27 protein-coding genes and 2 pseudogenes are annotated in these 24,277 nt (G+C 73.4%); 16 read left to right on the plus strand and 13 right to left on the minus strand.

Going from position 1 to position 24,277, the window contains the following annotated elements; all coding sequences use genetic code 11:
- Window positions 1–48: 48 nt before the first annotated feature.
- Both KM933_RS26405 and KM933_RS26410 read right to left on the minus strand, forming a co-directional pair.
- The gene (locus KM933_RS26405) at window positions 49–762 is read right to left on the minus strand and encodes an SDR family NAD(P)-dependent oxidoreductase (RefSeq protein WP_221356382.1); all 714 of its coding nucleotides are present in this window, start codon (window positions 760–762) and stop codon (window positions 49–51) included.
- A gap of 259 nt (window positions 763–1,021) precedes the next feature.
- Window positions 1,022–1,942 carry a LysR family transcriptional regulator gene (locus KM933_RS26410; RefSeq protein ID WP_221356384.1) on the minus strand — a complete coding sequence of 307 codons (921 nt, stop codon included), beginning with the start codon at window positions 1,940–1,942 and terminating at the stop codon, window positions 1,022–1,024.
- A gap of 93 nt (window positions 1,943–2,035) precedes the next feature.
- Between KM933_RS26410 and KM933_RS26415 the strand changes: the two genes are divergently transcribed.
- Window positions 2,036–2,659 carry a GOLPH3/VPS74 family protein gene (locus KM933_RS26415; protein WP_221356386.1) on the plus strand — a complete coding sequence of 208 codons (624 nt, stop codon included), beginning with the start codon at window positions 2,036–2,038 and terminating at the stop codon, window positions 2,657–2,659.
- 437 nt (window positions 2,660–3,096) lie between these two features.
- Here the strand turns inward: KM933_RS26415 and KM933_RS26420 are convergent, their stop codons facing one another.
- Window positions 3,097–3,717 (minus strand): TetR/AcrR family transcriptional regulator, encoded by a 621-nt coding sequence (locus tag KM933_RS26420; RefSeq protein ID WP_221356388.1) that lies wholly within the window; start codon window positions 3,715–3,717, stop codon window positions 3,097–3,099.
- A 132-nt stretch (window positions 3,718–3,849) separates the two neighbouring features.
- On the minus strand, window positions 3,850–4,317 hold the full coding sequence (locus tag KM933_RS26425; protein ID WP_221356390.1) for a winged helix-turn-helix transcriptional regulator: 468 nt from the start codon (window positions 4,315–4,317) through the stop codon (window positions 3,850–3,852).
- Between the two features lie 89 nt (window positions 4,318–4,406).
- Here KM933_RS26425 and KM933_RS26430 point away from each other — a divergent pair, with 89 nt between their 5' ends.
- Window positions 4,407–4,904, plus strand: coding sequence for a PaaI family thioesterase (locus tag KM933_RS26430; protein ID WP_221356392.1), 498 nt, complete (start codon window positions 4,407–4,409; stop codon window positions 4,902–4,904).
- Between the two features lie 19 nt (window positions 4,905–4,923).
- Here KM933_RS26430 and KM933_RS26435 read toward each other — a convergent pair whose 3' ends face one another.
- The 3 genes from KM933_RS26435 to KM933_RS26445 all read right to left on the minus strand — a co-directional run bounded on the left by KM933_RS26435 (window position 4,924) and on the right by KM933_RS26445 (window position 9,456).
- Complete coding sequence (locus KM933_RS26435) at window positions 4,924–5,595, minus strand: response regulator transcription factor (RefSeq protein ID WP_221356394.1); 672 nt, start codon at window positions 5,593–5,595, stop codon at window positions 4,924–4,926.
- Window positions 5,596–5,612: 17 nt separating this feature from the next.
- Window positions 5,613–6,770, minus strand: a complete 1,158-nt coding sequence (locus KM933_RS26440) for a sensor histidine kinase (protein ID WP_221356429.1) — start codon at window positions 6,768–6,770, stop codon at window positions 5,613–5,615.
- A gap of 187 nt (window positions 6,771–6,957) precedes the next feature.
- Window positions 6,958–9,456 (minus strand): MMPL family transporter, encoded by a 2,499-nt coding sequence (locus tag KM933_RS26445; RefSeq protein ID WP_221356396.1) that lies wholly within the window; start codon window positions 9,454–9,456, stop codon window positions 6,958–6,960.
- A 257-nt stretch (window positions 9,457–9,713) separates the two neighbouring features.
- Between KM933_RS26445 and KM933_RS26450 the strand changes: the two genes are divergently transcribed.
- From KM933_RS26450 to KM933_RS26460, 3 genes are all read left to right on the plus strand, one after another.
- On the plus strand, window positions 9,714–9,896 hold the full coding sequence (locus KM933_RS26450) for a hypothetical protein (RefSeq protein WP_221356398.1): 183 nt from the start codon (window positions 9,714–9,716) through the stop codon (window positions 9,894–9,896).
- 76 nt (window positions 9,897–9,972) lie between these two features.
- On the plus strand, window positions 9,973–10,266 hold the full coding sequence (locus KM933_RS26455; protein ID WP_221356399.1) for a hypothetical protein: 294 nt from the start codon (window positions 9,973–9,975) through the stop codon (window positions 10,264–10,266).
- A 164-nt stretch (window positions 10,267–10,430) separates the two neighbouring features.
- The gene (locus KM933_RS26460; RefSeq protein ID WP_221356401.1) at window positions 10,431–10,652 is read left to right on the plus strand and encodes a hypothetical protein; all 222 of its coding nucleotides are present in this window, start codon (window positions 10,431–10,433) and stop codon (window positions 10,650–10,652) included.
- Window positions 10,653–10,702: 50 nt separating this feature from the next.
- Here KM933_RS26460 and KM933_RS40710 read toward each other — a convergent pair.
- A pseudogene (locus tag KM933_RS40710) lies at window positions 10,703–11,038 on the minus strand (DUF6924 domain-containing protein); the annotation flags it as partial.
- Between the two features lie 458 nt (window positions 11,039–11,496).
- On the opposite strand from KM933_RS40710, the gene KM933_RS26465 reads away from it, so the two are divergent.
- The 4 genes and pseudogenes from KM933_RS26465 to KM933_RS26480 all read left to right on the plus strand — a co-directional run.
- Complete coding sequence (locus KM933_RS26465) at window positions 11,497–12,330, plus strand: ABC transporter permease (RefSeq protein WP_430727372.1); 834 nt, start codon at window positions 11,497–11,499, stop codon at window positions 12,328–12,330.
- 171 nt (window positions 12,331–12,501) lie between these two features.
- Window positions 12,502–13,557, plus strand: a complete 1,056-nt coding sequence (locus KM933_RS26470) for a taurine ABC transporter substrate-binding protein (protein ID WP_221356403.1) — start codon at window positions 12,502–12,504, stop codon at window positions 13,555–13,557.
- Window positions 13,544–14,365 (plus strand): ABC transporter ATP-binding protein, encoded by an 822-nt coding sequence (locus tag KM933_RS26475; protein WP_221356405.1) that lies wholly within the window; start codon window positions 13,544–13,546, stop codon window positions 14,363–14,365. The genes KM933_RS26470 and KM933_RS26475 overlap by 14 nt, the downstream gene beginning before the upstream one ends.
- Window positions 14,366–14,568: 203 nt before the next feature.
- Window positions 14,569–14,757 (plus strand): annotated as a pseudogene (locus KM933_RS26480) (VOC family protein); the annotation flags it as partial.
- Between the two features lie 36 nt (window positions 14,758–14,793).
- Here the strand turns inward: KM933_RS26480 and KM933_RS26485 are convergent.
- From KM933_RS26485 to KM933_RS26500, 4 genes are read right to left on the minus strand one after another with little or no spacing between them, the layout of a single operon-like run.
- The gene (locus KM933_RS26485; RefSeq protein ID WP_308013553.1) at window positions 14,794–15,417 is read right to left on the minus strand and encodes an alpha/beta fold hydrolase; all 624 of its coding nucleotides are present in this window, start codon (window positions 15,415–15,417) and stop codon (window positions 14,794–14,796) included.
- A gap of 1 nt (window position 15,418) precedes the next feature.
- Window positions 15,419–15,889 carry a hypothetical protein gene (locus KM933_RS26490; protein WP_260334182.1) on the minus strand — a complete coding sequence of 157 codons (471 nt, stop codon included), beginning with the start codon at window positions 15,887–15,889 and terminating at the stop codon, window positions 15,419–15,421.
- Window positions 15,886–16,620: an Asp23/Gls24 family envelope stress response protein gene (locus KM933_RS26495; RefSeq protein ID WP_260334183.1), complete on the minus strand. Its 735-nt coding sequence runs from the start codon at window positions 16,618–16,620 to the stop codon at window positions 15,886–15,888. The genes KM933_RS26490 and KM933_RS26495 overlap by 4 nt, the downstream gene beginning before the upstream one ends.
- Window positions 16,617–17,201: an RNA polymerase sigma factor gene (locus KM933_RS26500; protein WP_221356407.1), complete on the minus strand. Its 585-nt coding sequence runs from the start codon at window positions 17,199–17,201 to the stop codon at window positions 16,617–16,619. Before KM933_RS26500 ends, KM933_RS26495 begins: the two co-directional genes overlap by 4 nt.
- A gap of 259 nt (window positions 17,202–17,460) precedes the next feature.
- Here KM933_RS26500 and KM933_RS26505 point away from each other — a divergent pair, with 259 nt between their 5' ends.
- The 5 genes from KM933_RS26505 to KM933_RS26525 all read left to right on the plus strand — a co-directional run bounded on the left by KM933_RS26505 (window position 17,461) and on the right by KM933_RS26525 (window position 20,820).
- Window positions 17,461–17,961 carry an Asp23/Gls24 family envelope stress response protein gene (locus KM933_RS26505; protein ID WP_221356409.1) on the plus strand — a complete coding sequence of 167 codons (501 nt, stop codon included), beginning with the start codon at window positions 17,461–17,463 and terminating at the stop codon, window positions 17,959–17,961.
- An 85-nt stretch (window positions 17,962–18,046) separates the two neighbouring features.
- On the plus strand, window positions 18,047–18,232 hold the full coding sequence (locus KM933_RS26510; protein ID WP_221356443.1) for a hypothetical protein: 186 nt from the start codon (window positions 18,047–18,049) through the stop codon (window positions 18,230–18,232).
- The gene (locus KM933_RS26515; RefSeq protein WP_260334184.1) at window positions 18,229–19,263 is read left to right on the plus strand and encodes a DUF6286 domain-containing Asp23/Gls24 family envelope stress response protein; all 1,035 of its coding nucleotides are present in this window, start codon (window positions 18,229–18,231) and stop codon (window positions 19,261–19,263) included. The genes KM933_RS26510 and KM933_RS26515 overlap by 4 nt, the downstream gene beginning before the upstream one ends.
- A complete protein-coding gene (locus KM933_RS26520; RefSeq protein ID WP_221356411.1) occupies window positions 19,263–19,871 on the plus strand; it encodes a hypothetical protein in 609 nt (202 codons plus the stop codon). The genes KM933_RS26515 and KM933_RS26520 overlap by 1 nt, the downstream gene beginning before the upstream one ends.
- Window positions 19,861–20,820 (plus strand): YihY/virulence factor BrkB family protein, encoded by a 960-nt coding sequence (locus KM933_RS26525; RefSeq protein WP_221356413.1) that lies wholly within the window; start codon window positions 19,861–19,863, stop codon window positions 20,818–20,820. Before KM933_RS26520 ends, KM933_RS26525 begins: the two co-directional genes overlap by 11 nt.
- Window positions 20,821–20,985: 165 nt before the next feature.
- Here KM933_RS26525 and KM933_RS26530 read toward each other — a convergent pair whose 3' ends face one another.
- Window positions 20,986–21,444, minus strand: coding sequence for a hypothetical protein (locus KM933_RS26530; RefSeq protein WP_221356439.1), 459 nt, complete (start codon window positions 21,442–21,444; stop codon window positions 20,986–20,988).
- Window positions 21,445–21,905: 461 nt separating this feature from the next.
- Here KM933_RS26530 and bdeA point away from each other — a divergent pair, with 461 nt between their 5' ends.
- Window positions 21,906–22,766 (plus strand): bis(hydroxyethyl) terephthalate hydrolase, encoded by an 861-nt coding sequence (bdeA, locus tag KM933_RS26535; RefSeq protein ID WP_308013554.1) that lies wholly within the window; start codon window positions 21,906–21,908, stop codon window positions 22,764–22,766.
- Window positions 22,767–23,030: 264 nt separating this feature from the next.
- A partial coding sequence (locus tag KM933_RS26540) for an AAA family ATPase (RefSeq protein ID WP_221356415.1) occupies window positions 23,031–24,277 on the plus strand: 1,247 nt, incomplete at its 3' end.

Consider the following 24,277-nt stretch of genomic DNA (forward strand, 5'->3'; position numbering starts at 1 on the left):
CCCCGGTGCGGAGCCGGCCGGGCGGCCCCGCACCATGCCCCCCGCGGGTCAGTGGCCCGCGCTCATGCCGCCGTCGACGTGGAGGATCTCGCCGGTGACGAAGGGGGCGTTCTCCAGGTACAGCACCGCGTCGACGATGTCGCTCTGCTCGCCCAGCCGGCCGACCGGATGCAGGGCGGCGAGGGCCTCGTGGGTCTCCACGGGGTGCATCGGGGTCCTGATGGTCCCGGGGGAGACGGCGTTGGCGCGGATCCCGCGCGTGGCGTACTCGATGGCGAGGGACTTGGTGGCGGACTGCAGGCCGCCCTTGGTCAGCGAGGCCAGCACGGACGGGACGCTGGAGTCCGCGTTGTCGACCAGGCTGGTGGTGATGTTGACGATGTGGCCGCCGCCCTGGGCGAGCATGCGTTCGACGGCCAGCTGGGTGATGCGGAAGAAGCCGGCCAGGTTCACACCGGTCACGGCGGCGTAGTCGTCCGCGGTGTAGTCGGTGAAGGGCTTGGCGACGAAGAGCCCCGCGTTGTTGATCAGTGTGTCGACGCGTCCGAACTCCGCGACGCCCGCGGCGATGACGCGTTCGGCGGTGGCGGGGTCGGTGATGTCGCCCTGCACGGTCAGCACCCCCGCGTCGTCGGAGGGGGCGATCGTGCGCGAGGTGGCGACGACGGCGTGACCGAGCTTGCGGTAGGCCTCGACGAGACCGGCGCCGATGCCCTGCGAAGCACCGGTGATGACGGCGACCTTCTGGACCTGGGAGTTCATGACGACCTGCTTCCGGATGAGTGGCGTTGCCCGACCGGCCCTCCTTTGCTAGCCGACCGGTCGACTAATGAAAAAGGTAGAGGGCACGGGAAGGCCGGTCAAAGGTCGCAGGCGCACCGGCCGGGACCGGCTTCCTCCCTGCTGATAGGCGCGGACTCCCAGTCGAGGTCAGCCTTTTGGCGCGGTGTGACAGGGGGCGGGCCGGAGGAGGCGGGCCGGAGGGGGCGGGCCGGGCCGGTGGCCGCGGTGGCGTCCCGGGCTACCGGTGCGGGTCGCCCTCGGGCAGCCAGGCGTCCGCCGTGCGGATGCCGAGATCACCCACGTCGTCGCACAGGGCGCCCATCGCGGCGAGGACGGCCGGACGGTCCTCGTCCGCGCGCCGGACCAGGGACCAGGTCCAGTGGATCTCGGGTGCGTGCACGGGGCGTCGGACCAGGCCGGGCGGCAGCGGGGCGGTCTGCCCCTTGGGCGAGTTGATCACCGGTCGGCCGCCGCGGCGGACGTGGTCGAAGAACGCGGGCCCGGTGATGCCGCCGTCGGCGATGCGCACCGCACGGGCGCCGGTGTCCCGGGCCAGCAGTTCGGCGTAGGCGTTCCAGGACGACCAGGAGGTCGTGTCGTCGTCGAGCAGGACGTCGGTGTCCTCGGCGGCGACCGCGCTCGTGTCGTCGCCGGCCGAGACGGCGTGGAGCCGGTCGGCGCCGAGGAGCCGGGCACACAGGCCGCGCTGCCGGAGGTCCTCGGTCCGCACCCAGCACACGGCGAGGTCCAGACTGCCGTCGGCGACCCGGGCGGCCTGGGTGTGCGAGGGCGCGATCCACGCGTCGATGTGCAGGCGCGCCACCGGGGCGGCGCGGGCGGTCAGGTCGGGCGGGCACCAGTTGACGTAGCCGAGCCGTACCGCCTCGGACCCCGGCAGCCGACGGGCGCGCCGCCGCAGGTCGTCGGCTCGTTCCAGGAGGGCGCGGGTGTGCGGCAGCAGGGCCGCGCCGGCCGGGGTGAGGGCCACCGAGCGGCGGTCACGGTCGAAGAGCCGTACACCCAGGTCGCGTTCGAGCGCCTTGATCTGCTGGGACAGGGAGGGCCCCGCGATCAGCAGGCGCTCGGCGGCGCGGCCGAAGTTCAGTTCCTCGGCGACCGCGACGAAGTACCGCAGCTGGCGCAGCTCCATGCGCGTCATGCTACGCCGGGGGGACGCCGCGCCCGCTCGTCCCGGTGGCAGGGTGGTCCCCGGCAACGCAGCGCCACCGATCTTCCTTACCTGGAGCCCGCCATGACCACACCGCGCGACCTGCTGATCGTCACCATGGACGTCGAGTCCGGCCGTCCCGTCGAACAGGGAGACCTGTCGCTGGCCCTCGCGGGAGCCGAACTGATCGACCTCGCCGACGCGGGGGCCGTCGTCCTGGACGGTGACGGCATCCTGCCCGGGGACCGCGTCCCGCTCGGCGAACAGGGGGCCCTGGGCGACCACTTGCTGGACGAGGCGGCGGCCTCGGTCGTCCGCGAGGCTCCGTACGAGTCCGTCGAGGACTGGCTGTGGCGCCGGGGCCGTGGTCTGTCCGCGGCCTACCTCGCCGCGCTGACCGCGGACGGACAGGTCACCCGGCCACGCCACCAGTGGATCCCGTTCCGTGACGACGCGCCGGCTCTGACCGACTCGCCGGCCCGTCGCCGCGCGGCCGGCCGCTGGACGTCGGACGAGCCCGTCCTCGCCTTCCTCGCCGCCGCCGTGGGCGTCCACGAGGAGCCGGCCGAGGAGGCCGCGGGCCGCGTCGACGACGCGGTGGTGACCGTACTGGCCGCCGTCAACGACGCGGTGCGGGAACTGGAGGCCGTACGGCAGCGCCGGTCCATCGAGGAGGCGGCCTTCGACAACATCTGGCGCGGCCAGTGAGGAAGTCCGCGGCACGCGGGAAGGACGCGGCCGGTCCCGGGCGGTGGGACCGGCCGCCGCGAGGCGGTCGCGGGCGGACCGCCGGACACCGCGCCCTCGACCGGCCCGCCCGACGCGTGTCTTCGTGGCGGCCGGGGACGGGTTCCGGACACCGCCGTCCCGGGGGCGCGGCCCGCCCGGCGGTGAGCCGTCACGCCGTCCGGTGCGACGGCTCACGGCCGGACCCGACTTGCGGCCGCCGTCGCACCCGTGGCCGGTGCCTGACCTGCGGTCGGTGCCGAAGCCGTGGCCGACCCCCGGCCTGCGGTCGGGTCCGGCCCGCGGTCGGCAACGAACCGGCGGTCGGCAACGAACCCGCGGCCGGTCCCCGGCCCGTGGCCGAAGCCGTGGCCGACGCCGAAGCCGTGGCCGCCCGGTCGTAGTCGCCGGCCGGGGTGTCACACCCCGGCCGGCGCCCCGTCCGCCGTGCGGCCTCCCAGCAGTGCCAGGCAGTTCGTCCACAGGGAGCCGAGGCGCTGCGTGTCGTTGTAGAGCTTGGCGAACAGCACCTGTCCCTCCAACTGGGCCACCACCGCCCGGGCCGCCTCCCGGGTGTCGGTCACGGTGACCTCCCGGCGCTCCAGCGCGTCGGTGACGACCGCCTCGACCATCCCGACCTGGGCCTCGAAGATCTCCTGGAGCCGTACGCGGACCGACTCCGTCTGGTTGCTCATCTCCAGCGTGAGGTTCCCGAACAGGCAGCCCGCGACGCTGCCGCAGCTCCGCTGGCCCGCGAGTTGTCCGGCTTCCGTCTCCTCCAGCAGCCGGCGCAGGCGCCGCAGGGGTTCCGCGTCGCTGTGCAGGACGCGTGCCCAGGCGTCCCGCCGGGCGGCCCAGTGCTCGTCGATCACGGCCAGCGCGAGAGCTTCCTTGGACTCGAAGAAGTAGTAGAAGCTGCCCTTCGGCACCCCGGCCGCCTTGCAGATCTCGGCGACTCCGAGAGCCGTGTAACCACGCAGTTCGATCAGCGACTGCGCGGCGTCGAGGATCTTCTCCCTGGCGTCGCTGGTCCGTCCCATGCGGTGAGTGTACGACCGGTCGACTACGGCGACGCGGCGGACCGGTCGGCCGCCTGGCCGACAGGACCGACGGGACCGACAGGACCGGGCGGGGACCGGATCCGCGTCCGGCGGCAGGCTTCTGACGGAGGCTCAGCCCAACGGCTGTGCCGAGGGCCCCGGGCGGGTGCGTGCCTCGCGGGCGCGGAGCGGGCCGTGGCCGTCGGCACAGGTGACCACCGCGCGGACGGGCTCACCGCAGTCCGCGTGGTAGACGTCGAGCGGTGGCCCCTCCGGGTCGGCGGTGTAGCGGTCCCCCCACTCCTTGAGGGCGAGTACCACGGGCCACAGGTCCCAGCCCTTGGACGTGAGCCGGTACTCGTGCCGGGTGCGCCGTCCGGACTCCTGGTAGGGGACGGTGTCCAGGATCCCCGCGGCGACCAGTTTGCGCAGCCGGTCCGCGAGCACCGCGTCGGACAGGCCGATGTGCCGCCGGAAGTCGTCGAAGCGCCGCACCCCGTTCATGGCGTCCCGGAGCACCAGCAGGGACCACTTCTCGCCGACCACGTCCAGCGTCCGCTGGACGGTGCAGTTCTCGGTACTGACCTCGACCCACTCCATGCGACGACCCTAGGCGAGCCTCCCCGTTGACAGCCAGACGGAGGGCTGGCTAACTTCGAGAAACATAGTCAGCTGCCGAGGGGGAGTCCATGGACAGGTCGCGCACGTTCGCCTGGAGCGATCCGGCCGTCTCGGCGGGCGCCGTGGGAAAGGGCACCGGCCTGGAGTTCCTGCGTGACATCGTCGCCGGGCGCCTCCCCGCCCCGCCCCTCTCGGTCACCCTGGGCTTCACCCTGGAGGAGGTCGAGCACGGACGGGCCGTCTTCGTCCTGGCCCCGGGAGAGGAGCACTACAACCCGATCGGCAGCGTCCACGGCGGTGTCTACGCCACCCTCCTCGACTCGGCCGCGGGCTGTGCCGTCCAGTCGGTGCTGCCCCGGGGCACGGCGTACACCTCGCTCGACCTCTCCGTGAAGTTCCTGCGCCCGATCACGGTGGACACGGGCAAGGTCCGCGCCGTCGGGACCGTCCTGAACAGCGGCCGCCGCACTGCCCTCGCACAGGCCGAACTGCTCGACTCCGCCGACCGGTTGCTGGCCCACGCCACCAGCAGCTGCCTGCTCTTCCCCGTGCCGGCGGCGGATTGACCGCGATACTCGCACCTCGTCAGTACGGGGGCCGTACGAGGCCCGACCGGTAGGCGAGGACGACCAGTTGGGCACGGTCGCGGGCGCCCAGCTTCGTCTTGGCGCGCTGGACGTGGGTACGTACGGTCAACGGGCTCAGGAACAGCTCCTCGGCGATCTCGGTGTTGGATCTGCCGTCCGCGACCAGAGCCGTCACCTCGCGCTCGCGGGCGGTGAGACCGGCCAGGAGTCCCGGCAGCGCGGGGTCGGTGCCGGGCCCGGGGGCCGCGAGGAAACGGGTGATGAGCGTGCGTGTGGCCGCGGGGGACAGCAGTGCCTCGCCGGAGGCCACGGTGCGGATGCCGTCCAGCAGCGTGTCGGCGGTGGTGTTCTTGCCGAGGAAGCCGCTCGCGCCGACGCGCAGGGCGCGGTCCACGTGCTCGTCGGTCTGGAACGTGGTCAGGACGAGCACACGGGTGGCCCGCAGACCGGCGTCGGCGCAGATGGCGGCGGTCGCGGCGAGGCCGTCGGTGCCGGGCATACGAATGTCCATGAGGACGACGTCGGGACGGTGGGCGCGGGCGAGCTCGACGGCTTTCGCGCCGTCGCCGGCCTCGTCGACCACCTCCATGTCCTCGCAGGAGTCGATCAGGATGCGGAAGGTCGCCCGCAGCAGGGTCTGGTCGTCGGCGAGCAGCACGCGGATGGTCATCGGAACTCTTCCGGGGATCAGGGGTGGACGGGGAGTTCGGCGGTGACGGCGAAGCCGCCCCCGGGCCGGTGGCCGGCCTCAAGGCGGCCGCCGGCGGACCGGGCGCGCTCCCGCATGCCGATGAGGCCGAACCCACCGCCGGGAGCCGGCGGGGACGGGTTGGGGCCGCCGTCGTCGCTGACCGTGAGGGCCAACCGGTCGTGCGTGTAACTGAGTCGTACGCGCGCCGTGCGCACGGCGGCGTGCTTGGCGACGTTGGTGAGCGCCTCCTGCACGATCCGGAAGGCGGTCAGGTCCACACCGGGGGACAGCTGCCGCTCCTTCCCGTCGGTGGACACCGTGACCTGGAGCCCGGCGGAGGCGAACGCGGAGACCAGCTCGGGCAGCCGGGCGAGTCCGGGTGCGGGTTCGAGGGGGGACTCGGGCTCGTCGGGCCGGCGCAGGAGGCCGACGGTGGCCTCCAGTTCACGCAGGGCCGCGGAGGTGGTGCCCGTCAGGTCGACGAGGATCTTCTCCGCCTGCTCGGGGCGGCTGCGGGCGAGATGGGCGGCGGTCCCCGCCTGGGCGTTCGCCAGGGCCATGTGATGGGCGACGACGTCGTGCAGCTCACGGGCGATGCGGACACGTTCCTCGGCGACCCGTTGGCGTGCCTCCTCCTCGCGGGTGCGTTCGGCGAGGTCGGCGCGGGTCCGCACGGCTTCGAGGTAGGCGCGCCGCGCCCGGACCGCCGACCCCTGCACGACCGGCAGCGCGACCCAGAAGACGGTCGGGACCGTCTTCTCCGTCCAGGGCTGGTCGTTCCGGCCCGAGAGCAGGGTCGCGAGGACGACCAGTGAGACGACCGCGAGACAGCAGGCGCGTGCGAGCTCTCGCGGGTTGCGGACGGTCAGTTCGTAGAGCGCCACGATGACCGGCAGCAGCAGCACGGGGTTGACCTCGTACCCCAGGGCGCCGGACAGACCGGCACAGACAGCGGTGACCGCGGTGACGGCACGGGAGTGGCCGCGCCGCCACAGCAGGGAGAGGCAGGCGGCGGTCGCGATGAGCAGCCCGGGCCACCAGCCCGGGCCGCCCCTGTCGTACTGCCTGCTGGTGGCCGCGTACACCAGCAGCAGGAACGCCGCCTCGACGAGGCGGGCGTGTCGGTCGGCGTACCGCCGCCAGCTGGTCAGCATGTGGTCCTCCGTCGGGGCGCTGGTCCCATGGTCGGTCACCCACCGGGTCCACGGGGCACGGCGCGGTCGTCACGGGGCGTGGCGCGGTCGGCCGCGGTGGGCGAGGGCCGCCCGTGTGGTGCGCGGGCGGCCCTCATCGGATGGGGGAGTGGGCGGGCGTGCGGGGTGCGGGGAGGTGCGCGTCGGGTCAGACGCGTACCGAGCCCTGCTGATCGTCACCGGCCGAGGCCGAGGCCGAGACCGGGCCCGGGCCTGAGTCCGAGATCGCAGCCGCAGCCGCAGCCGCAGTCGTGGCCGCAGCCGTGTCCGTGCCCGGAGTCGGCGTGGGGACGGCGGCGGCCCGCCGGGTGAGCGCCTCGCCCTCCACGTCGACGCGGGGCAGCAGCCGGTCCAGCGCACGCGGCAGCCACCAGGCCCGGTGGCCGAGCAGGGCCAGGACGGCGGGCACGAACGCCATGCGGACCACGAAGGCGTCGAACAGCACGGCACTGGTCAGGCCGAACCCGACCATCTTCACCATCGACCCGCCACCGGTCATGAAGCCGGAGAACACCGCCATCATGATCAGTGCCGCCGCCGTCACGATCCGGGCGCTGTGCCGGAACCCGGTGACGACGGCCTGCCCGGGCCGCTCCCCGTGGACGTACGCCTCCCGCATCCGGGAGACCAGGAAGACCTCGTAGTCCATGGCCAGGCCGAAGACGATGCCCACCAGCATGATCGGCATCATGCTCATGATGGGGCCGGTCTGGTCGACGCCGAGGAGCCCGGCGCCGTGGCCCTGCTGGAAGACGATGACGATCGTGCCGAGGGACGCGAGGACCGAGAGGAGATAGCCGAGGGTGGCCTTGAGGGGGACCAGCACGGAGCGGAAGACCAGCAGCAGGAGGAGGAAGGCCAGACCGACCACGACCGCGAGGTAGGGGATCAGCGCGTCCTGCAGCTTCTGCGCGACGTCGATGTTCAGCGCGGTGGTGCCGGTGACCTCGAAGGTGGCTCCGGCGGCGGACTCGGTCGCGGGACGCCGGTCACGGATGGTGTGGACGAGGTCCTCGGTCCGCTCGTCGGCGGGCGCGGTGGACGGGGTGACGGACAGCACCGCGGTGTCCCCGGCGCTGTTGAAGCGGGCCGGGGAGACGGAGACGACCCCTTCCGTGCGGGCCAGCCGCCCGGACACCTTCGACACCGCGGCCCTGGGGTCGGCGGCACCCTTCGCGTCCACGACGACGGTCAGCGGACCGTTGAACCCGGGGCCGAAACCGTCGGCGAGGGCGTCGTACGCGCGGCGCTCCGTGGTGGCGGTGGACTTGGCCTCGTCGCCGGGCATACCCAGCCGCAGCTCCGTCACCGGTACGGCGAGTGCGCCGAGGCCGACGACCGTGGCGACCAGCACGGGCACGGGGCGACGCAGGACGAAGCGGGCCCAGCGGGTTCCGCCGCTCTCCGCGCTCTCCGTGCCCTCGGCCGGACTGCCGGTGCTGCCCGGGCGGGCGCGGAAACCGGTTCCGGCCTCGCGGGTACGGGTGCCGGCCCCGCGGAAGCGGCCACGCCCGGTGAGGAAGCGGCCGCCGACGCGGACCCTGCTGCCGCCGTCGCCGGAGCGGTCGCGGTCGCGGTCGTCGTGGGTGTGGCCGTCGTCCTGGGGGTTCCGGAGGTGCCGGCGGACGCGGCGGGCGAGGACGGCGTCGGGCCAGAAGCCCAGCAGCGCCGGGACCACGGTCAGCGCGATCAGCACACCGGTCAGGACCGCTCCGGCGGCGCCCAGGCCCATCTGCGTCAGCATCGGGACGCCGATCACCGAGAGCCCGGCCAGCGCGATGACGACGGTGAGTCCGGCGAACACGACCGCGGAACCGGCGGTGCCCACGGCCAGACCGGCCGCCTCCCGGGGCTCGTGCCCCTCGGCACGCTCCTCGCGGTAGCGGGAGACCACGAACAGGGAGTAGTCGATGCCGACCGCGAGCCCGAGCATCATGGCCAGCTCGCCGGTGGTGGAGGACAGCCCGAACACGCTGCCCAGCGCGGTGATCGCGGCCATGCTGACACCGACCCCCAGCAGCGCGGTGAGCAGCGGCAGCCCGGCGGCGGCCAGCGAACCGAAGGTGATCACCAGCACCACGGCGGCGACGCCGACGCCGATCACCTCGCCCATCCCGCCCGCGGCTTCGGTCTCCAGCGCGTTGCCGCCGGCCTCGACCGTCAGGCCCGACTCCCGAGCCGTGTCGATGGCGTCCTCCAGTTCCCGCTTTCCGGCGGCACCGAGGTCGTCGGCCTTCACCTCGTAGGTGACGGTGGCGTACGCCGTGGACGCGTCCTCGCTCACCCCCTGGCCGCCCGGCCCGTCGAACGGGCTCACCACGTCCGCGACCTGCGGCGCGTCGGCCATCGTGGTCACCAGGTCGTCGATCACCGCGCGGTTCGCGGCCGAGGTGACCTTCCGGCCGTCCGCGGCCACGAAGACGATCCGGGCGCTCGCGCCGTCCGCCTCGGCTCCGGGGAACCGCTCGTTGATGTGGTCGAACGCCTCCTGCGCCTCGATGCCCGGCATCCCCGACGAGTCGTCGGCCGGCTCGGAGGCGCCGCCGGCGCCGAGGAAGACGGCGGCCAGCACCGCCACCCACAACAGCGCGACGAGACGTCGCCGCCTGAAGGCCCAACGGCCCGATCGGTACAAGAAGGTCGCCATGGAAGAGGTCTCCGTATCTGCTTTCGGGAACCCCACCAGCCTTTCCGGACGGACCCGTCACGTCGTCCTGCGTGCCGACCCCCTCGCGTACTCACTATCAAGTACCGGCGACCCGGGAGCCTCCTCCTTCGCGGGTACGGGACCCTTCGCAAATACGGGACCCCTCACGAGTACGGGGCCCGGCCGGAGGAATCATGCACGACCCCCAGGGCACCCGGTAGGTGCACAGTTCAATCGAATGGCGAGCGGGAGAGGTCATGACGGAGAACCACACCGACCGGGAAGCGCGCCGTGTCTGCAAGGCGTGCGGCAGCAGGCCCGCCGTGAACGCGACGGTGTGCGAGCACTGCAGGGCCGTGCTCAACCTGCCGGACCCGTCGGGACTGGTCGAGGACGAGGGCGCGGCGGTACGACGGGCTTTCGAGCGCAGGAACGGTTAGCCGGAAACGGACACGGGAACGGAGCCGGGCGTGAATGCCCGGTGAGTAAGGAAATATCGGGGGTACACGGGTCGGCATGGCACCGAAGAAAGATCACTCCAGGCCTCTGCGGGCCGTCCGGCAGCTGCACCGGATGCGCACCTTCTACGCGGCAGCTGTCCTGTTGTGGGCGGCATCGGCCGCCTGGGTGGGATGGGAGCATCCCGGGAGCCGTCAGATGTGGGTCTCCACGCTCTTCCTGCTGGTCTTCACCGGTCTGCTGGCCGTGACCTCCCTGTGGCTGCGGCGCCTCCAGGGCATGGGCGCGGACAGGCCCGCGCACCACGCCGCCTCACGGAGGACGCCCGCCCGCAGTCAGGCGAGTGCCTGAACCCCGGCATCCGGCGGATTCTCTCCCGCCGAGCGCACCCGTCGTGCTCCGCGACGGGTGCGCTCGGTGTGTCCGGCCACCCCGTTCCCCTCCCTGAGCAGGTGCCCATGAGGTGCGAGGTGCGAGGTGCGAGGCGCCAGGTCCATGAGAAGAGAGGAACAGGCATGTCGCGGCGTCCAGACGGGCGCACCCAGCCGTCCTGGACCGGGCCGGGAGCCCGGTGGGGGCCGTGGCTGTACTGGCCGATGCTCTGCCTGAGCATCGGCTTCCTGGTGTGGCGGGTGGCGGACGGCGCGGGCGGCGGCAGCATCGCGCTGTCGGCGGTCCACGTCCTCGTATGGGCGTGCCTCCTGCTCGCGAACCGTTCGGCGCGACGCGGGCGGTAGACGTGCTCCGGGTCCGCGGCGGCCATGTCGGCGAACTCCGCGAAGTCCATGTCGGCGATGGCCAGGTTCGCGTGTATGTCGTGGACGCCGGAGGGAACGGTCCGGAATCCGAGGGGCGGCGGGGAGCCGACGGCGCCTTGGCGGTACACCGGGCCGAGGTCCTCCGTGCCGACGAGGTCCATGGCCGGCAGTGCGCGGTGGGCGGACCGCATCGCGACGCCGTCGGCGAAGAACACCACAGACAGGTTTTCGTCCCGTCCCGCCTCGGCGAGCACCTCGCCGGGCGTCGGACCGGCCCAGGACGGATCGTCGGCGATGTGCACGCAGGACTCGAACCCGCCTTCGTCGCCCCAAGGTTGCGACAGCTCCGCAACCAGCGCCTTCATGCGTCTCCTCCCACAGTGCCCAGCACGGCTGCGGCCTTCTCACGGGGCACTGACAGCGCGTCCGTACGGCGCCGGGCCGGTGCCGGCGGCCGTACTCGCGGTCCGGCGGCGGTATCCGCGGCCGTACCCGGTCCCAGGGAATGGGACACCTCTTGGTGCGGAGTCCCGGCTGCTGTACAAATGGGCCCCATGATTCACGAACTGCTGGTGCGACGCCTGGTCATTGACCTGTGCCGGTGTCCCGCTTCGTGTTGTCGCTGACCACGCGTTCCTGACGCGTTCCGCCGCCCGGTGATGTTTCCCGGCGGCACCTTTCCCCCTGTTCCTCCCGCACCCCGGTGCGTTCCCCGAGCCGACCGGCTCAATTGCGCTGCCCTCAGCCGCTCGTCTTCCGGCGCCATGGAGGCCCCGTCCCCGTGTCCACGATCCCTTCGCCACCACAGACCGACCTCGCCCCCCTGCCCGACGAACCGCCGGTACGGCGGCGTTCCGCCGGCGCCGGCGGAACGGCCCGCCTGCGCCACGTCGGCCTGCCGTTCGGCTCGCTCCTGCTGTTCCTCCTGCTCTGGCAGCTGCTGGCGGTGAGCGGAACGTGGAGCGAGACGCTGGTACCGCCCCCGGCCAAGGTCTGGAGCGCCTTCGTCGACGTGTCGACGACACATGACGGCGTACGCGGCTACAACGGCACCACGCTCATCGAGCACCTCGGCATCAGTCTGCGGCGCATCGCGCTCGGAGCGGGCCTCGGTATCGCCCTCGGGGTGGTCTTCGGCCTCGTCATGGGCACCGTCGGCTGGGTGCGCTCGCTCTTCGAGCCCTGGATCACCTTCCTGCGGACACTGCCGCCGCTGGCGTACTTCTCACTGCTCATCATCTGGCTGGGCATCAACGAGGAACCCAAGATCACCCTGTTGGCCGTGGCCGCCTTCCCGCCGGTCGCGGTGTCCACGACGACCGCGGTGACCGCGGTGTCGCAGAGTCTCGTCGAAGCGGCCCGTGCGCTGGGCGGGTCCCGGTGGGACGTCGTCAAGGACGTCGTCGTGCCGTCCGCCCTGCCGGAGACGCTGACCGGCGTCCGGCTTGCCGTCGGCGTGGCCTACTCCTCCCTCGTCGCGGCCGAGCTGGTCAACGGACTGCCCGGCATCGGCGGCATGGTCAAGGACGCCGCCAACTACAACAACACCCCGGTGGTCCTCGTCGGCATCATCGCCATCGGGGTCTCCGGGCTCGTCATCGACGCCCTGCTGCTGCGGCTGGAGCGGGCCGTCGTGCCCTGGCGCGGGCACGTCTAGGCCCTTTCCGCCCAACTCTTCTTGAAGAGGCCCCTCTGAGAGGCCCCTCTGAGAGGCCCCTCTGAGAGGCCTCTCTGAGAGACCCCTCTGAAGAGATCTCCTGAAGAGCCTGCCTCCCCGACGACATCCGCACCCGAACAGCAATCCTTCCTGAACAGAAACGGCCCTGTCATGTCTCGTCCCACGTCTCAAGGACCCTCCCGGCGCCTGCTGCTCGCCGGCGCCCTCGCCGCGGTGTCCGCGGCCGTCACCGGTTGCTCCTCCGACAGCGGGACATCCTCGTCCGGCGGCTCCAGGCGACTGCGCATCGGCTACTTCGCCTTCCCCAGCGGCGACCTGATCGTGAAGAACAGGAAGCTGCTGGAGAAGGCGCTGCCGGACTACCGGATCACCTGGATCAAGTTCGACTCCGGCGCCAGCGTCAACCAGGCATTCCTGGGCAAGTCCCTCGACATCGCCGCGCTGGGCTCCAGCCCGTTCGCCCGCGGCATCGCGGGGAGTTCACCGATCCCGTACAAGGTCGCCTTCATCCTCGACGTCGCGGGCGAGAACGAGGCCCTGGTGGCACGCAAGGGCGCCGGTATATCCGACGTCGCCGGGCTCAGGGGGAAGACGATCGCCACCCCCTTCGCCTCGACCTCCCACTACAGCCTGCTGGCGGCGCTGGAGACGGGCGGCCTCAAGACGTCCGACGTCAAACTGGTCGACCTGCAACCACAGGCGATTATCGCCGCCTGGCAGCGCGAGGACGTCGACGCCGCCTACGTCTGGCTGCCGACACTGGACGAACTGCGCAGGAGCGGCACCCAGCTCACCAGCAGCAAGGAGATCGGCGCGGCGGGCAGGCCGACCCTCGACCTGGCCGTCGTGTCCGACGAACTCGTCGCCAGGGACCCGAAGGCCATCGACACCTGGCGGAAGGTGGAGGCCCAGGCGCTGAGCCTGCTCAAGTCCGACCCCGACGGCTCGGTCGAGGCCGTCGCCGCCGAGCTGGGCATCAGCGCCGCGGACGCCGAGGCCCAGCTCTCCCAAGGGGTGTTCCTCACTCCCGACGAGGTCGCCTCCGCCGACTGGCTGGGTACCGACGGCACCCCGGGCAAGCTGCTGACCTACGTCACCGACACCGCCCGGTTCCTGGCCGACCAGAAGCAGATCGACGCCGTGCCGTCCGCGGACGCCGTCCGCGAGGCCTTCTACCTGAAGGGACTGCCCGATGTCCTCAAGTGACACCGTCGACAAGGGGGCCGAGGCGCAGGACACCGGGCGTGCCGGTTCCGTACGTCTCGACCGCGTCACCCATCGCTACGGCCGGGGCGGTGCGACCGTCACCGCCGTGGGACCGGTCGACCTGACCGTCCCCGCGGGCGAGTTCCTGGTCCTCGTCGGCGCGTCCGGCTGCGGCAAGAGCACACTGTTGCGGCTGATCGCCGGGTTCGAGCAGCCCACCTACGGTGCGGTGCGCGTCTCGGGTACCGCACCGCGGCCGGGCGGGACGGCCGGCGTGGTCTTCCAGACGCCGCGGCTGTTCCCGTGGCGGACGGTACGGGGCAACATCGACCTGGCGTTGCGCTACGCGGGTGTCGACCGCGCCCGGTGGCCGCAGCGCCGGGCGGAGCTGCTGGCGCGCGTCGGTCTCGAAGGAACGGAGGAGCGGCGGATCTGGGAGATCTCCGGCGGGCAGCAGCAGCGCGTCGCCATCGCCCGCGCCCTCGCCGCGGAGAACCCGCTGTTCCTGTTCGACGAACCGTTCGCGGCACTGGACGCGCTGACCCGTGAACGGCTCCAGGAGGACGTACGGCAGGTGACCGCCGAGACCGGGAGGACCACGGTGTTCGTCACCCACTCCGCGGACGAGGCGGTGTTCCTCGGCTCCCGCATCGTGGTGCTGACCAAGAGCCCCGGGACCGTCGCGCTGGACCTGCCGATCACCCTGCCGCGGAGTGCTGTCGACGCCGACGAGTTGCGCGAGTCACGGGAGTTCGCCGACCTGCGCACCAAGGTGGCCCACGCGGTCAAGTCCGCCGCGGCGGCCTGAGCCCGCACACCCCGTACACCCACCCCGCACACCTCGTACACCGTGTACGACGGAAGGAGCCGCCCGATCGGAGTCCGGGGGCGCCGCACCCCATCCCCAGATGGCGGGCGCTCCGGCGGCACCGTCGTCCCGTACGGTGCCCCTGATCAGCGGTCTGTCGATGCCTCCGGAGCCGGTGACACCCCCCAGGACATGCGATCGCCCGGGAGGGGAAGACCGGCCGGAACCGGAGGCACTTCGATCTGACGAGCACGTCCCTGGAGGACCAGCGGCGGACCGTGGACAGGGCTCTGGAACTCGGCGCCCGGCACATCGGCATCGGGCAGCTGCCGGAAGAGAAGCACGTGGTGCTCGCCGACCCCGACGGCAACGAGTTCTGCGTGGTGATGCCCCGCTGATGTCCTTCCGGCGTTCTGCCACGGCCGGTCTCAGGCCGTGATGCGGCCGGGCGGCAGCAGCTCGCGGGTCGTGGAGGCCACGAGGCGGTGCCACTTCCCGCCGTGGCGCAGCATCGCGTGGTCGCCGCCCGCCATGCCCACGAAGGTGGCCCGGGCGCCCGCGGCACGGGCGCGGCCCACGAACGCCATGGCCGCGCGGGGGTCGGTGACACGGTCGCGGTCTCCGTGCAGCACGACGACGTCCTTGTCCCGCAGGTGGCCGACCGGCTCACCGGCGGGACACCAGGGGGCCAGCGCCAGAACGGCGCGGACCTGAGGCGCGCCCGCGGCGCGCAGCGCAGCCCGGCCGCCCATCGAGTGGCCGACCAGCACGACCGGGACGTTCCCGGCGACACGGGCGACCTCGTCGAGCGCCCGTCGCGCGTCCAGCAGGGCATCGGCGTCCCCGCCGTTCCACCCTCGTACGCGGTAGCGCACCTCCGCCAGGAGGACGTCGTCGTCCGGGGCCGCGCGCGCGACGGCCCGTACGAAGGGCCGCATACGCAGGGGCGCGAGGTGCCAGGGCCGGGACCGGGCATGGCTGTCCGCCCTGCCGCCGTGCAGGAACAGCACGGCGGCACGGGCCGGCCGGGGAACGCGCCGGAGTGCCAGCACGTCAGACCTGACCGGTGACGGTCACCGTGACGTGCGCCGGTACGGCCCCCGCCGGTGACATCGGGAGCAGGTACGCCTCGACCCTGCGCCGGACGGCGCGGGCGACGTCCAGCGCGCGTGCCTGTCTGCGCGCGACGAGGTGGATCTCGACGTGCCATTGCCCGACCTCGACCCCGGCTCCGGCTTCAGTTCCGGCCCCAGCCCCAGCCCCGGCCCCGGCTTCGGTTCCGGCCCCGGCTTCCGCTCCGGGCACGTCCCGGGCGCGGCCCGGACGGCTCAGCCGTATCCCTGCCGTCGTCGCACGGTCCCGACCCGCCCGCGGCCGGGCCGGCCGGCCCGGCGTGGAACGCAGCCGGCCGGCGGGCCCGGGCCTGAGGAAGGCCACCCCCGGCACGCCTTCCACGACCCGGGCGATCCTTTCGGTCGAAACGGGGGCGGGGGCGGGGGCAGGGCGCGCGCTGTCGTACGTCATCGGGTACGGCCTTCCTGGCTGCCGGTCGTGCAGGTCGGAGCGCCGCCGGCCGCGCTCTCGGCCGCGCTGTCCGCCGTGGTGTCGGTCAGGTCGCTGATACGGATGTCCACCGCCGCCACGTCCATGCCCAGCCGAAGGTCCGCGGCCTCCCGCACCCGCCCGCGGATCCGCTCGGCGAGTTCCGGCAGCGGGACGCCGGGCGGAGCGTGCACGTCGAGCCGGACCTCGACCGGCCCGCGGCCGGTACCGGCGGGGAGGGCGCAGGAGCGCGGGAAGAGCCGGCACGAGCCGGCCCGTACACCGGAGACGCTCTCGGCCGCCGCGCGCAGGGTACGGGCCGCGACCGCTTCCATGATCCACAGGTCCTCCGCGGGCTCGCCGAGCGGCAGCGGACGGCCGGGCCGCAGTTCGAGCCGCACGAGGTCCATGACGCGTTCCGCCAGCGGCGCCGTGTCGTACGCGGAGGTGTCCGCCGTCTCGTCACGCCGCAGCTCGGCCACCGCGGACCCGAGTTCGTCCAGGCCGCTCACCGCCCGCCGGCAGTGCGGGCAGGTCCGCGGATGCGGGTCGGCGGTCCCGGCCCGCTGCCGCTTCCGGTCGTCCCAGACCCGGGACAGCAGCCTGCCGCACGGCAGCCGCTCGTCGTCGTCCACGCCGTCGTCCACGCCGTCGTCCACATCGTTGTCCACGCCGTCGGTGTGCGCGTCGGACGGGCCGGTGTGAGCGGTCATCGCCAGGCTCCCATTGCTCGTGTCAGGCAGCGTCGTGCGCGGAAGACACGGGCGCGCACAGCCTCCTGGCTGATGCCGACCGCGTCCGCGATGAATTCGTACGACCGCCCGTCCAGTTCTCGCAGCACCCAGCAGGCGCGCTGTTCGACGGAGAGCAGGTCGAGGGCCGCGCGCAGCTCGCGCACCGCGTCGCGCGCCTCCGCCATCCGGGCGGGGGAGGCCGAGTGCTCGGGTGCCGGTACGTCCCTCGCGGCGTCCAGGGACGCCACCGGTCTGCGGGAGCGCAGCACATTGAGACAGCGGTTGGTGAGGATCCGGTACATCCAGGTGCCGAAGGACGACCGGTTGCGGAATTCCGGAAGCCGCCGCCAGGCACTGATGAACGCGTCCTGCACGGCGTCCTCCGCCTCCGCCCGGTTGCCGAGCAGGCGGGCGGCCAGCCGGATCAGTGCGGGGGCGTGGCGCTGGACGAGAACGGCGAAGGCGTCCTCGTCCCCTTCCGCGGCCCGTACCGCCAGCAGGGTGTCGTCGGCCTCGCCCCGGGCGTCCGGCGGCGCGTTCTGTCCGGCGACCCCCGCCACTGGGCGGCTCCTCTCGTCCGGTCCGGAGACTGCGGTTCCGAACGTTGGACACGCCGGTTCCGCCTCCTGTTACGCGGGACTTCGGGGAGCGGGCCGGATCCGGATGCCGGACCGGCGGCCTCTTTTCCCGTACGTCCCTCCGGTGGCAACTGAGCCGGGATTTTCCGGGTAACCGCGTCACAGGCGTGGCCGCAGCGGGTCTATCGCTGTGAGAACAGTGCACCGGACAGCTCACCGGCTACAGGAAGAAGGACATGCCATGACCACGCACACCGCACCGGTCGCGAAGGACGTGTCGGTCGCGCAGGGTACCGGTCCGACGCAGACGACGGCGTTGTCCGGCGGCGCCACCGGGGCCGACCAGCCGGCTCCGGACCGCGGCAGGACGTCGATCGCCGATGTCGTCGTCGTGAAGGTGGCGGGCATCGCGGCCCGCGAGATCCCGGGCGTGTACGACATGGGCGGCGGCCTGTCGCGCACCATCGGAGCCGTACGCGACCGGGTACCGGGCGGCCGGCCGAACGTCGGGCGCGGCGTCAAGGTGGAGGTCGGCGAGCGGCAGACGGCCATCGACCTCGACCTGGTGGTGGAGTACGGCGTCCCCATCACGGACGTGGCCCGCGACGTGCGGGAGAACGTGATCTCCGCGGTGGAGCGCATCACCGGTCTGGACGTGGTGGAGGTGAACGTCACGGTCAACGACGTGCACCTGCCCGAGGAGGACGGCGAGGGACAGTCGACGGACTCGCGCGTGGAGTGAGCGGGTCCGTCGCACACCCCGGGGCGCACCGCCCGTGACCGAGGACCCGTGGCCGAGGACCTGTGAGCAAGGACGGGAAATGGACGTGAGCAGAGCTTTCGCCGGGATGTGCGCAGGGATGGCGCTGGCCTTCGCCGGCTTCTTCGGAGGCTTCGGGGCGTTCCTGCCGGTGGCCGCGCTGGGCGGGCTGGGCTGGGCCGCGGGCCGCTGGTTCGACGGCGGGGGCCGGGTCCAGGACCTGCGCGACGGCTACGAGCGGAGCCGCCGATGACCACGCCGGGCCTGCGCGGCACGACGACCGTCTCCGACAGGGCGGTCCGCAGGATCGCCGAACGAGCGGCCACCGAGGCCGTGCCGGGCCCGGGGACCGGCGCGGCCAAGGGCTCGGCACACGTACACGGCCGCCGGGCGGACGTGGGCGTCGACGTGACCCTGCCCTACCCGGCGCCCCTGCCGGAGGCGGTGCGCCGGGTCCAGCACCACGTCACCGCCCGTACGAGCCGGTTGACCGGTCTCGACGTCACACGGGCCCGCGTCGGCGTCACCGGCCTGGTCCCGGAACCCGTACCCGCACCGGCACCGGCACCGGCACGGACCGTGTCACCGGACGCGTCGCCCGACGGGCCGCCGGAAGGGCGCGCGCAGACGTCCACCGACTCACGGACACCGCTGCGGTGGTGGTCGCAACGACGGGTGCCCATCATGCTGCTCTCCCTGGCCGCCGCGGTGGCCTGCGGAGCCCTCGCGGTCGACATGCTCCTGGTGCATGCCGCGCGCCGTCCGGCCGCCGCCTGGCGCACCGGCACGCTGGACTGGCTCTCGCGGCACGGTCCGGGCGACGCCACCGTCATGGCCTCGGCCGGCGCGGTTGCCGTCCTCGGCGTGCTGATGATCGTGCTGGCGCTCGTCCCGGGACACCGCGAACTGCTCACCGTCACCGCTCCCGGTGTGCGCCTGCGGGCCGCCCTGGACCGTACTGCGGTCGCCGCCCTCGTCGCGGACGCCGTCGGCGGGACGCGGGGGATCGGCCCGGTGAGGGTGCGGGTACGGCGCCGCCGCGTTACCGTCCGGGCCGGGCTGGCCTTCGGCGACCGCGAGCTCGTGCTGGACGAGGTGCGGCGCGCGGCCCACCGGGCCCTGGAGGACTGCCGGCTGCGCCGCCTGCCGCGGCTGCGCGTCAGGGTCCGGCCCGAGGCCGCCTGGGACCCCGGCGCCGACGCCCGTACCGGGGGCGATGCCGGTGCCGGTACCGGTTCCGGCGCGGGTGCCGGTGAAACGGCTTTCGAAGAAGCGAGACACTGATGGAGCGTTCCTGTACGGCCCTCAACCGGACCGCCCTCGCCGCCGTCGGCCTGGTGCTCCTCCTCGGTGGTGCGTGGCCGGCCGTCACCCGGGCCCCCTGGGCCGCGAGCCTCCTCCCGTCGTGGTGGCCCGACCCCGGCGCGCACACCGCGCTCGTCGACCGGCGGGGACTCGCGGACCTGCGTACGACGGACTGGTGGACGCCCTCGGCCGTGGCGGGCTCGCTCGCCGCGACCGTGCTCCTCGCCGTATGGTGCTTCGGCCAACTGCGCGGCGGAGCCCGTTCCGGGGTGCCCCTGCCGGCACCCGGCAGCACGCTGCGCACCCGTGCCCTGGAGCACGCCGTGACCCGCGACGCGGTCGCGATCGGCGGCGTGACCCGCTGCCGTACCCGTGTGACCCACGTACGCGCACGGCGGAAGCAACTGCACGTGCACCTGCGCGTCTGGCTCCGGCCGGACGCCGCCCCGGCCGCCGTGCTGCCCGCCCTCGCCGAACTCGCCGCCCGGACGGGGACCGCACTCGCTCCTTACGACGTGCACACGCGCGTCCGCCTCTCCGCACACGCGTTCTCCGCACGCGCGCACCGGAAGCGCCATGTCCGCTGAGCCGGGGCCGGCCGTCGTGGGCGGCGGACCGGGCACCCTGCGTCCGGTCCGCCGCGGACACCGCACCCCCGCGGCATGGGCGACGGCCCTGCGCCGCACCCCGGGATCGATGTGGCGGGACGACATCTCCGACTACGCGGCCGCGCTCACCTACTACTCCATCCTGGCCGTCCTGCCCTCGCTGCTGGTCACCGTCATCGCCTTCAGCCTCATCAGCCCGGACACGGCCGAGAACTTCATCGCGCACGTCACCGCCTACGCCCCGGACCAGTCCGGCACGCAGCTGCACGACGTGCTGTCCCGGATGCTGCACGACGGCTCGGCCGCCTGGACGCTGCTGTGCGGCGGCACGGTCAGCGCCCTGTGGTCCGCCTCCAGCTACCTCGCCGTCTTCCGCCGCGCCCTGCACCGCATGCACCACGTGCCCGACTGCCGCTCCCCGTGGCACACGGCGCACCGCATCCTGCTCACCGCCCTCGCCCTCCTCGGCCTGCTCCTCGTCAGCGCCCTCGTCCTGCTGCTGACGGGGCCGCTCGCCGAGACCTTCGGCCATCTGATCGGCCTGGACGCCATGGCGGCCTGGACCTGGAACCTGCTGCGCTGGCCGCTCCTGATGTGCCTGGTGGCCCTGCTGGTCGTCATCGTCTTCCACACCGGACCCGTGCCGGCCCGCCGCCGCAGGCACAGCCTGCCCGGCGGGCTGCTCGCGGCGGGCCTGTGGCTCACCGTCTCCGGAGGCTTTGCGCTCTACACCTCCGTGCTCGGCACCTACAGCAAGCTCTACGGTTCCCTCGCGGGCGCCGTGGTCTTCCTGATCTGGCTGTGGCTGTCCAACCTCGCGCTGCTGACGGGAGCCCAGTTCACGGCCGAGCTGAACGGGCTGGGCACGAAGGGCGGGTCCGCCGAGCGAGCGAAGGCGAAGGCGGACGACTGCGCCGAAGTCCCGTGACGGCGGCTCACCGAGGGGGCCCGGCACCCCACGGCCGTGCTCGGCGGTGACCCGCCCCAGGCGGTGACCGGGCCGAGGACGCGGCCGGTCCGGGCGCCCGGCGAGTACCGGGGCACGGCCGAGTCCGTCCGACCGCGTCCCGCGGGTGTGTCACGTGCCCGCCCGTCAGGACGGAGTGTCCGCGCTGTCCGGGCGGGCGGAGTGGTCGGGATGCCCCTTCGTGCGGCGGTCCTCCTTCAGCTCCGCCTCGAAGAGGTGGTCGCGGCCCTCCGCGAGGTCGTGCAGCGCGCTTCTTTCCAGGTCCCTGAACGGCTCGTAGTAGGTCTTGTTGTATGCCTCGACGATCTGGAACGTCCAGTGGCCCGGGATCACGTTGCGGCCCAGGACCTCGCTCTCGACGCGGTCGGCGTACTCGGCGTGGCCCGCCTTCCGGAGGAGTTCGACCGCGCGGTCCAGTTCCAGGTCGGCCGTTCCGGTGAGCTGGTGGAACGAGTACAGGTGCCCCCTGGCCCGTTCGGTGGTCTCCAGCGCCTTGGAGAGGGAGCCGAGCGCTTCCACGGTCTCGTCGCTGACCCCCCGGGGGCGCCGGTGCGAGGGGTCGGGGCCGTCGTCCAGTTGGTTCATGTGGTTCATGTGGTCCATGTGGTTCATGCCCTGGCGGGTGCCCACGACGGGCGCGGATATATGCCGGCCCGGCGAACCCGGAGCCCGTACGGCGCACCGGACCCGCTCACAGGACCGCTCACCGGACGGGACCGGAGCGGTGCCCGAGCGGTCGGTGGAGCGGTCGGTGGAGCCGTCGGCGGAGACTGGTGATATTGCCGATGGCCGCACTCCGACCGTGCCCGACAGTGACAGGGCCGGCCAACGGTCGGCGCCGTCGGCACAGCCTCCGGACGTGACACACGTGACACACGTGCCACGCGGGTCCTCCGCACGTCACGCCCGGTCCGGCGGTCCGTCACGACCGAGAGGACGACTTCGTCGTGCAGCAGCACTCGCAGCACAGCTCGCCCGCCCCCAGCGTGGTCCCGCCCGAGTCCGCCGTCCGCCGCCCGCGCCGGCGTGCGGGGGCCGCGAAGCGGATCACCGGTGCCCTCACGTCGCTCGTCGCCGTCGTGGGCCTCAGCTCCCTGGCGAGCCCCGGGGCGCATGCCGCGGAGAACCCCTACGAGCGCGGCCCCGCCCCCACCACGTCGAGCATCGAGGCGCTCCGCGGTCCGTACAGCGTGTCCCAGACGACCATCTCGTCGCTGTCGGTCAGCGGCTTCGGCGGCGGGACCGTCTACTACCCGACCAGCACCGCTGACGGGACGTTCGGCGCCGTGGTGGTCTCACCCGGCTACACCGGCACCCAGTCCTCGATCTCCTGGCTGGGCGCACGGCTGGCCTCCCAGGGATTCGTCGTCCTCACCATCGACACCCTGACGACCCTGGACCAGCCCGACTCGCGCGGCCGGCAGCTGCTGGCGGCACTGGACCACCTCACCCAGCGCAGCAGCGTACGCGCCCGTATCGACAGCAGCCGGCTCGCGGTGATGGGGCACTCGATGGGCGGCGGCGGCAGCCTGGAGGCGGCCAAGTCCCGTCCGTCGCTCCAGGCGGCGATCCCGCTGACCCCCTGGAACCTCGACAAGTCGTGGCCCGAGGTCCGCACGCCCACGCTGATCTTCGGAGCGGACGGCGACACGATCGCGCCCGTCTCCTCGCACTCGGAGCCGTTCTACGGGTCCCTGCCGTCGTCCACCGACAAGGCATACCTGGAGCTCAACAACGCGTCGCACTTCACGCCGAACTCGTCCGACACGACGATCGCGAAGTACAGCATCTCGTGGCTCAAGCGGTTCGTGGACAACGACACCCGCTACGAGCAGTTCCTCTGCCCGCTGCCGCGGCCGAGCCTGACGATCGAGGAGTACCGGGGCAACTGCCCGCACACCTCGTAGGGCCGGACGCCGTACCGGTACGGCAGGCGGCCCGGTACGGCGGATCGGCACGGCCAGGAGCAGCCGGTGGGCGGACGCGCGGGGAACGCGGCCGCCCACCGGCGCTGTGCGGGCGCACAGAACTGCGTGGCCGCCCTTGGGTGACGTCACACCCGGACACCCGGCCGGGGGCGCGTCGACGCAGGTGGGAACCGCCGGCCGTGTGACGTAGCGCAACGGACGGACTGCTTCCGCTCGTCGTCGCACGGCAGTAGCGTCACGGAGATGACCGGACGGACGAACGCGCGCCAGTCCCTCGGACCGGTTCCCCCACCGCACGGCCGGAGCGCGGAACTCGCGGCACTGACCGCCCTGCTGGACCGGCCGGGCACGCACGCCCCGGTGCTCGTGCTGACCGGGGACCCGGGCCTCGGCCGTACCGCCCTGACCGAGTGGGCGGCCCGCTCCTTCGACGCCGGGCCCGTGCTGCACGTGCGGGCCAGCCGCGTCGAGTCCGCGGTTCCCCTCGGCGGACTGCACGCGCTGCGGTGCGCCATGGACGGTCTGCCGGCCGGACGGCCCGCGGGCGTCCCGGACACCGGGGCCGCCCCCGAGCGGCTGCTGGAGCAGCTGGCCACCGCCGCCGCGGGCGCCCCCCTGCTGGTGTGCGTGGACGACGCGCACCTGTGGGACGCCCCCTCGCGGGCCGCCCTGGGCTTCGCCGCCCGGCGGCTGCACGCGGCGGGACCGGTGCGCATGCTCCTCACGGTCACCAGGCGCCACGCGGCCGACCCCGACCTGGCCGCGCTGCCCGCGCTCACGCTCGCACCGCTGTCCCCGGCCGCCGCGGACGCCCTCCTCGACGACACGGCGCACGGTCCCGTCGCCCCGGCCGTACGCGCGGAGCTGCTGGCGGAGGCGCAGGGCAACCCGGCGCTGCTGCGCGCGCTCGTGGCCCGGCTGTCGCCCGCCGAACTGTCCGGCGAGCACCGGCTGCCCCGGCCGCCGGCCGACACCGAGACGCTGCGGGGTGTCGTCGGCGAGCACCTGGCGGGGTTCTCCGCCGCGGAGGGCGAACTCCTGCTGCTGGCGGCGGCCGCGCACGAACACGACCCCGAGGGCGCCGGAGCCGACGCCGAACTGGTCCGCTCGGCCGCCGCGCGGCTCGACGGCGCGCGGACCGTACCCGCCCCGGACCGGATCCCGGGCGTCCTCGTGCCGTCCGACGGCCGGCTGCGCTTCACCAGCCCACTGATCCGTGCGGCGGCGTACGCCTGCGCCCGCCCCGACCGGCGGCGCGCCGCCCACCGGGCGCTCGCCTCCGTACTGGAGAGCGAGGGGCACGGGTTCCTCGCGCTGCTCCACCGGGCGTGGTCGATCGCCGGGCACGACCCGGCCGTGGCGGACCGGCTGGCCGCCGCCGCGGCCGACCCGTGCACCGCCGCCCCCGGCAGCCGGCGTTCGGCCGCGTACGAGCGGGCCGCGGAGCTGACGGCGGACGGCCGTGAGCGGGCGGAGCGGCTGACCGCCGC

The sequence above is a fragment of the Streptomyces beigongshangae genome, from assembly GCF_019710745.1.
Lineage (GTDB): Bacteria > Actinomycetota > Actinomycetes > Streptomycetales > Streptomycetaceae > Streptomyces > Streptomyces beigongshangae.

Excerpts from the sequence above, each read along its gene's own strand:
- KM933_RS26405 (WP_221356382.1), bottom strand. The coding sequence starts at position 762 with ATGAACTCCCAGGTCCAGAAGGTCGCCGTCATCACCGGTGCTTCGCAG.
- KM933_RS26450 (WP_221356398.1), top strand. The coding sequence starts at position 9,714 with ATGACGGAGAACCACACCGACCGGGAAGCGCGCCGTGTCTGCAAGGCG.
- KM933_RS26455 (WP_221356399.1), top strand. The coding sequence starts at position 9,973 with ATGGCACCGAAGAAAGATCACTCCAGGCCTCTGCGGGCCGTCCGGCAG.
- KM933_RS26515 (WP_260334184.1), top strand. The coding sequence starts at position 18,229 with ATGACCACGCCGGGCCTGCGCGGCACGACGACCGTCTCCGACAGGGCG.
- KM933_RS26460 (WP_221356401.1), top strand. The coding sequence starts at position 10,431 with ATGTCGCGGCGTCCAGACGGGCGCACCCAGCCGTCCTGGACCGGGCCG.
- KM933_RS26410 (WP_221356384.1), bottom strand. The coding sequence starts at position 1,942 with ATGACGCGCATGGAGCTGCGCCAGCTGCGGTACTTCGTCGCGGTCGCC.
- KM933_RS26435 (WP_221356394.1), bottom strand. The coding sequence starts at position 5,595 with ATGACCATCCGCGTGCTGCTCGCCGACGACCAGACCCTGCTGCGGGCG.
- KM933_RS26420 (WP_221356388.1), bottom strand. The coding sequence starts at position 3,717 with ATGGGACGGACCAGCGACGCCAGGGAGAAGATCCTCGACGCCGCGCAG.
- KM933_RS26505 (WP_221356409.1), top strand. The coding sequence starts at position 17,461 with ATGACCACGCACACCGCACCGGTCGCGAAGGACGTGTCGGTCGCGCAG.
- KM933_RS26475 (WP_221356405.1), top strand. The coding sequence starts at position 13,544 with ATGTCCTCAAGTGACACCGTCGACAAGGGGGCCGAGGCGCAGGACACC.
- KM933_RS26520 (WP_221356411.1), top strand. The coding sequence starts at position 19,263 with ATGGAGCGTTCCTGTACGGCCCTCAACCGGACCGCCCTCGCCGCCGTC.
- KM933_RS26470 (WP_221356403.1), top strand. The coding sequence starts at position 12,502 with ATGTCTCGTCCCACGTCTCAAGGACCCTCCCGGCGCCTGCTGCTCGCC.
- KM933_RS26490 (WP_260334182.1), bottom strand. The coding sequence starts at position 15,889 with ATGACGTACGACAGCGCGCGCCCTGCCCCCGCCCCCGCCCCCGTTTCG.
- KM933_RS26430 (WP_221356392.1), top strand. The coding sequence starts at position 4,407 with ATGGACAGGTCGCGCACGTTCGCCTGGAGCGATCCGGCCGTCTCGGCG.
- KM933_RS26445 (WP_221356396.1), bottom strand. The coding sequence starts at position 9,456 with ATGGCGACCTTCTTGTACCGATCGGGCCGTTGGGCCTTCAGGCGGCGA.
- KM933_RS26495 (WP_260334183.1), bottom strand. The coding sequence starts at position 16,620 with ATGACCGCTCACACCGGCCCGTCCGACGCGCACACCGACGGCGTGGAC.
- KM933_RS26415 (WP_221356386.1), top strand. The coding sequence starts at position 2,036 with ATGACCACACCGCGCGACCTGCTGATCGTCACCATGGACGTCGAGTCC.
- KM933_RS26525 (WP_221356413.1), top strand. The coding sequence starts at position 19,861 with ATGTCCGCTGAGCCGGGGCCGGCCGTCGTGGGCGGCGGACCGGGCACC.
- KM933_RS26440 (WP_221356429.1), bottom strand. The coding sequence starts at position 6,770 with ATGCTGACCAGCTGGCGGCGGTACGCCGACCGACACGCCCGCCTCGTC.
- KM933_RS26425 (WP_221356390.1), bottom strand. The coding sequence starts at position 4,317 with ATGGAGTGGGTCGAGGTCAGTACCGAGAACTGCACCGTCCAGCGGACG.
- KM933_RS26530 (WP_221356439.1), bottom strand. The coding sequence starts at position 21,444 with ATGAACCAACTGGACGACGGCCCCGACCCCTCGCACCGGCGCCCCCGG.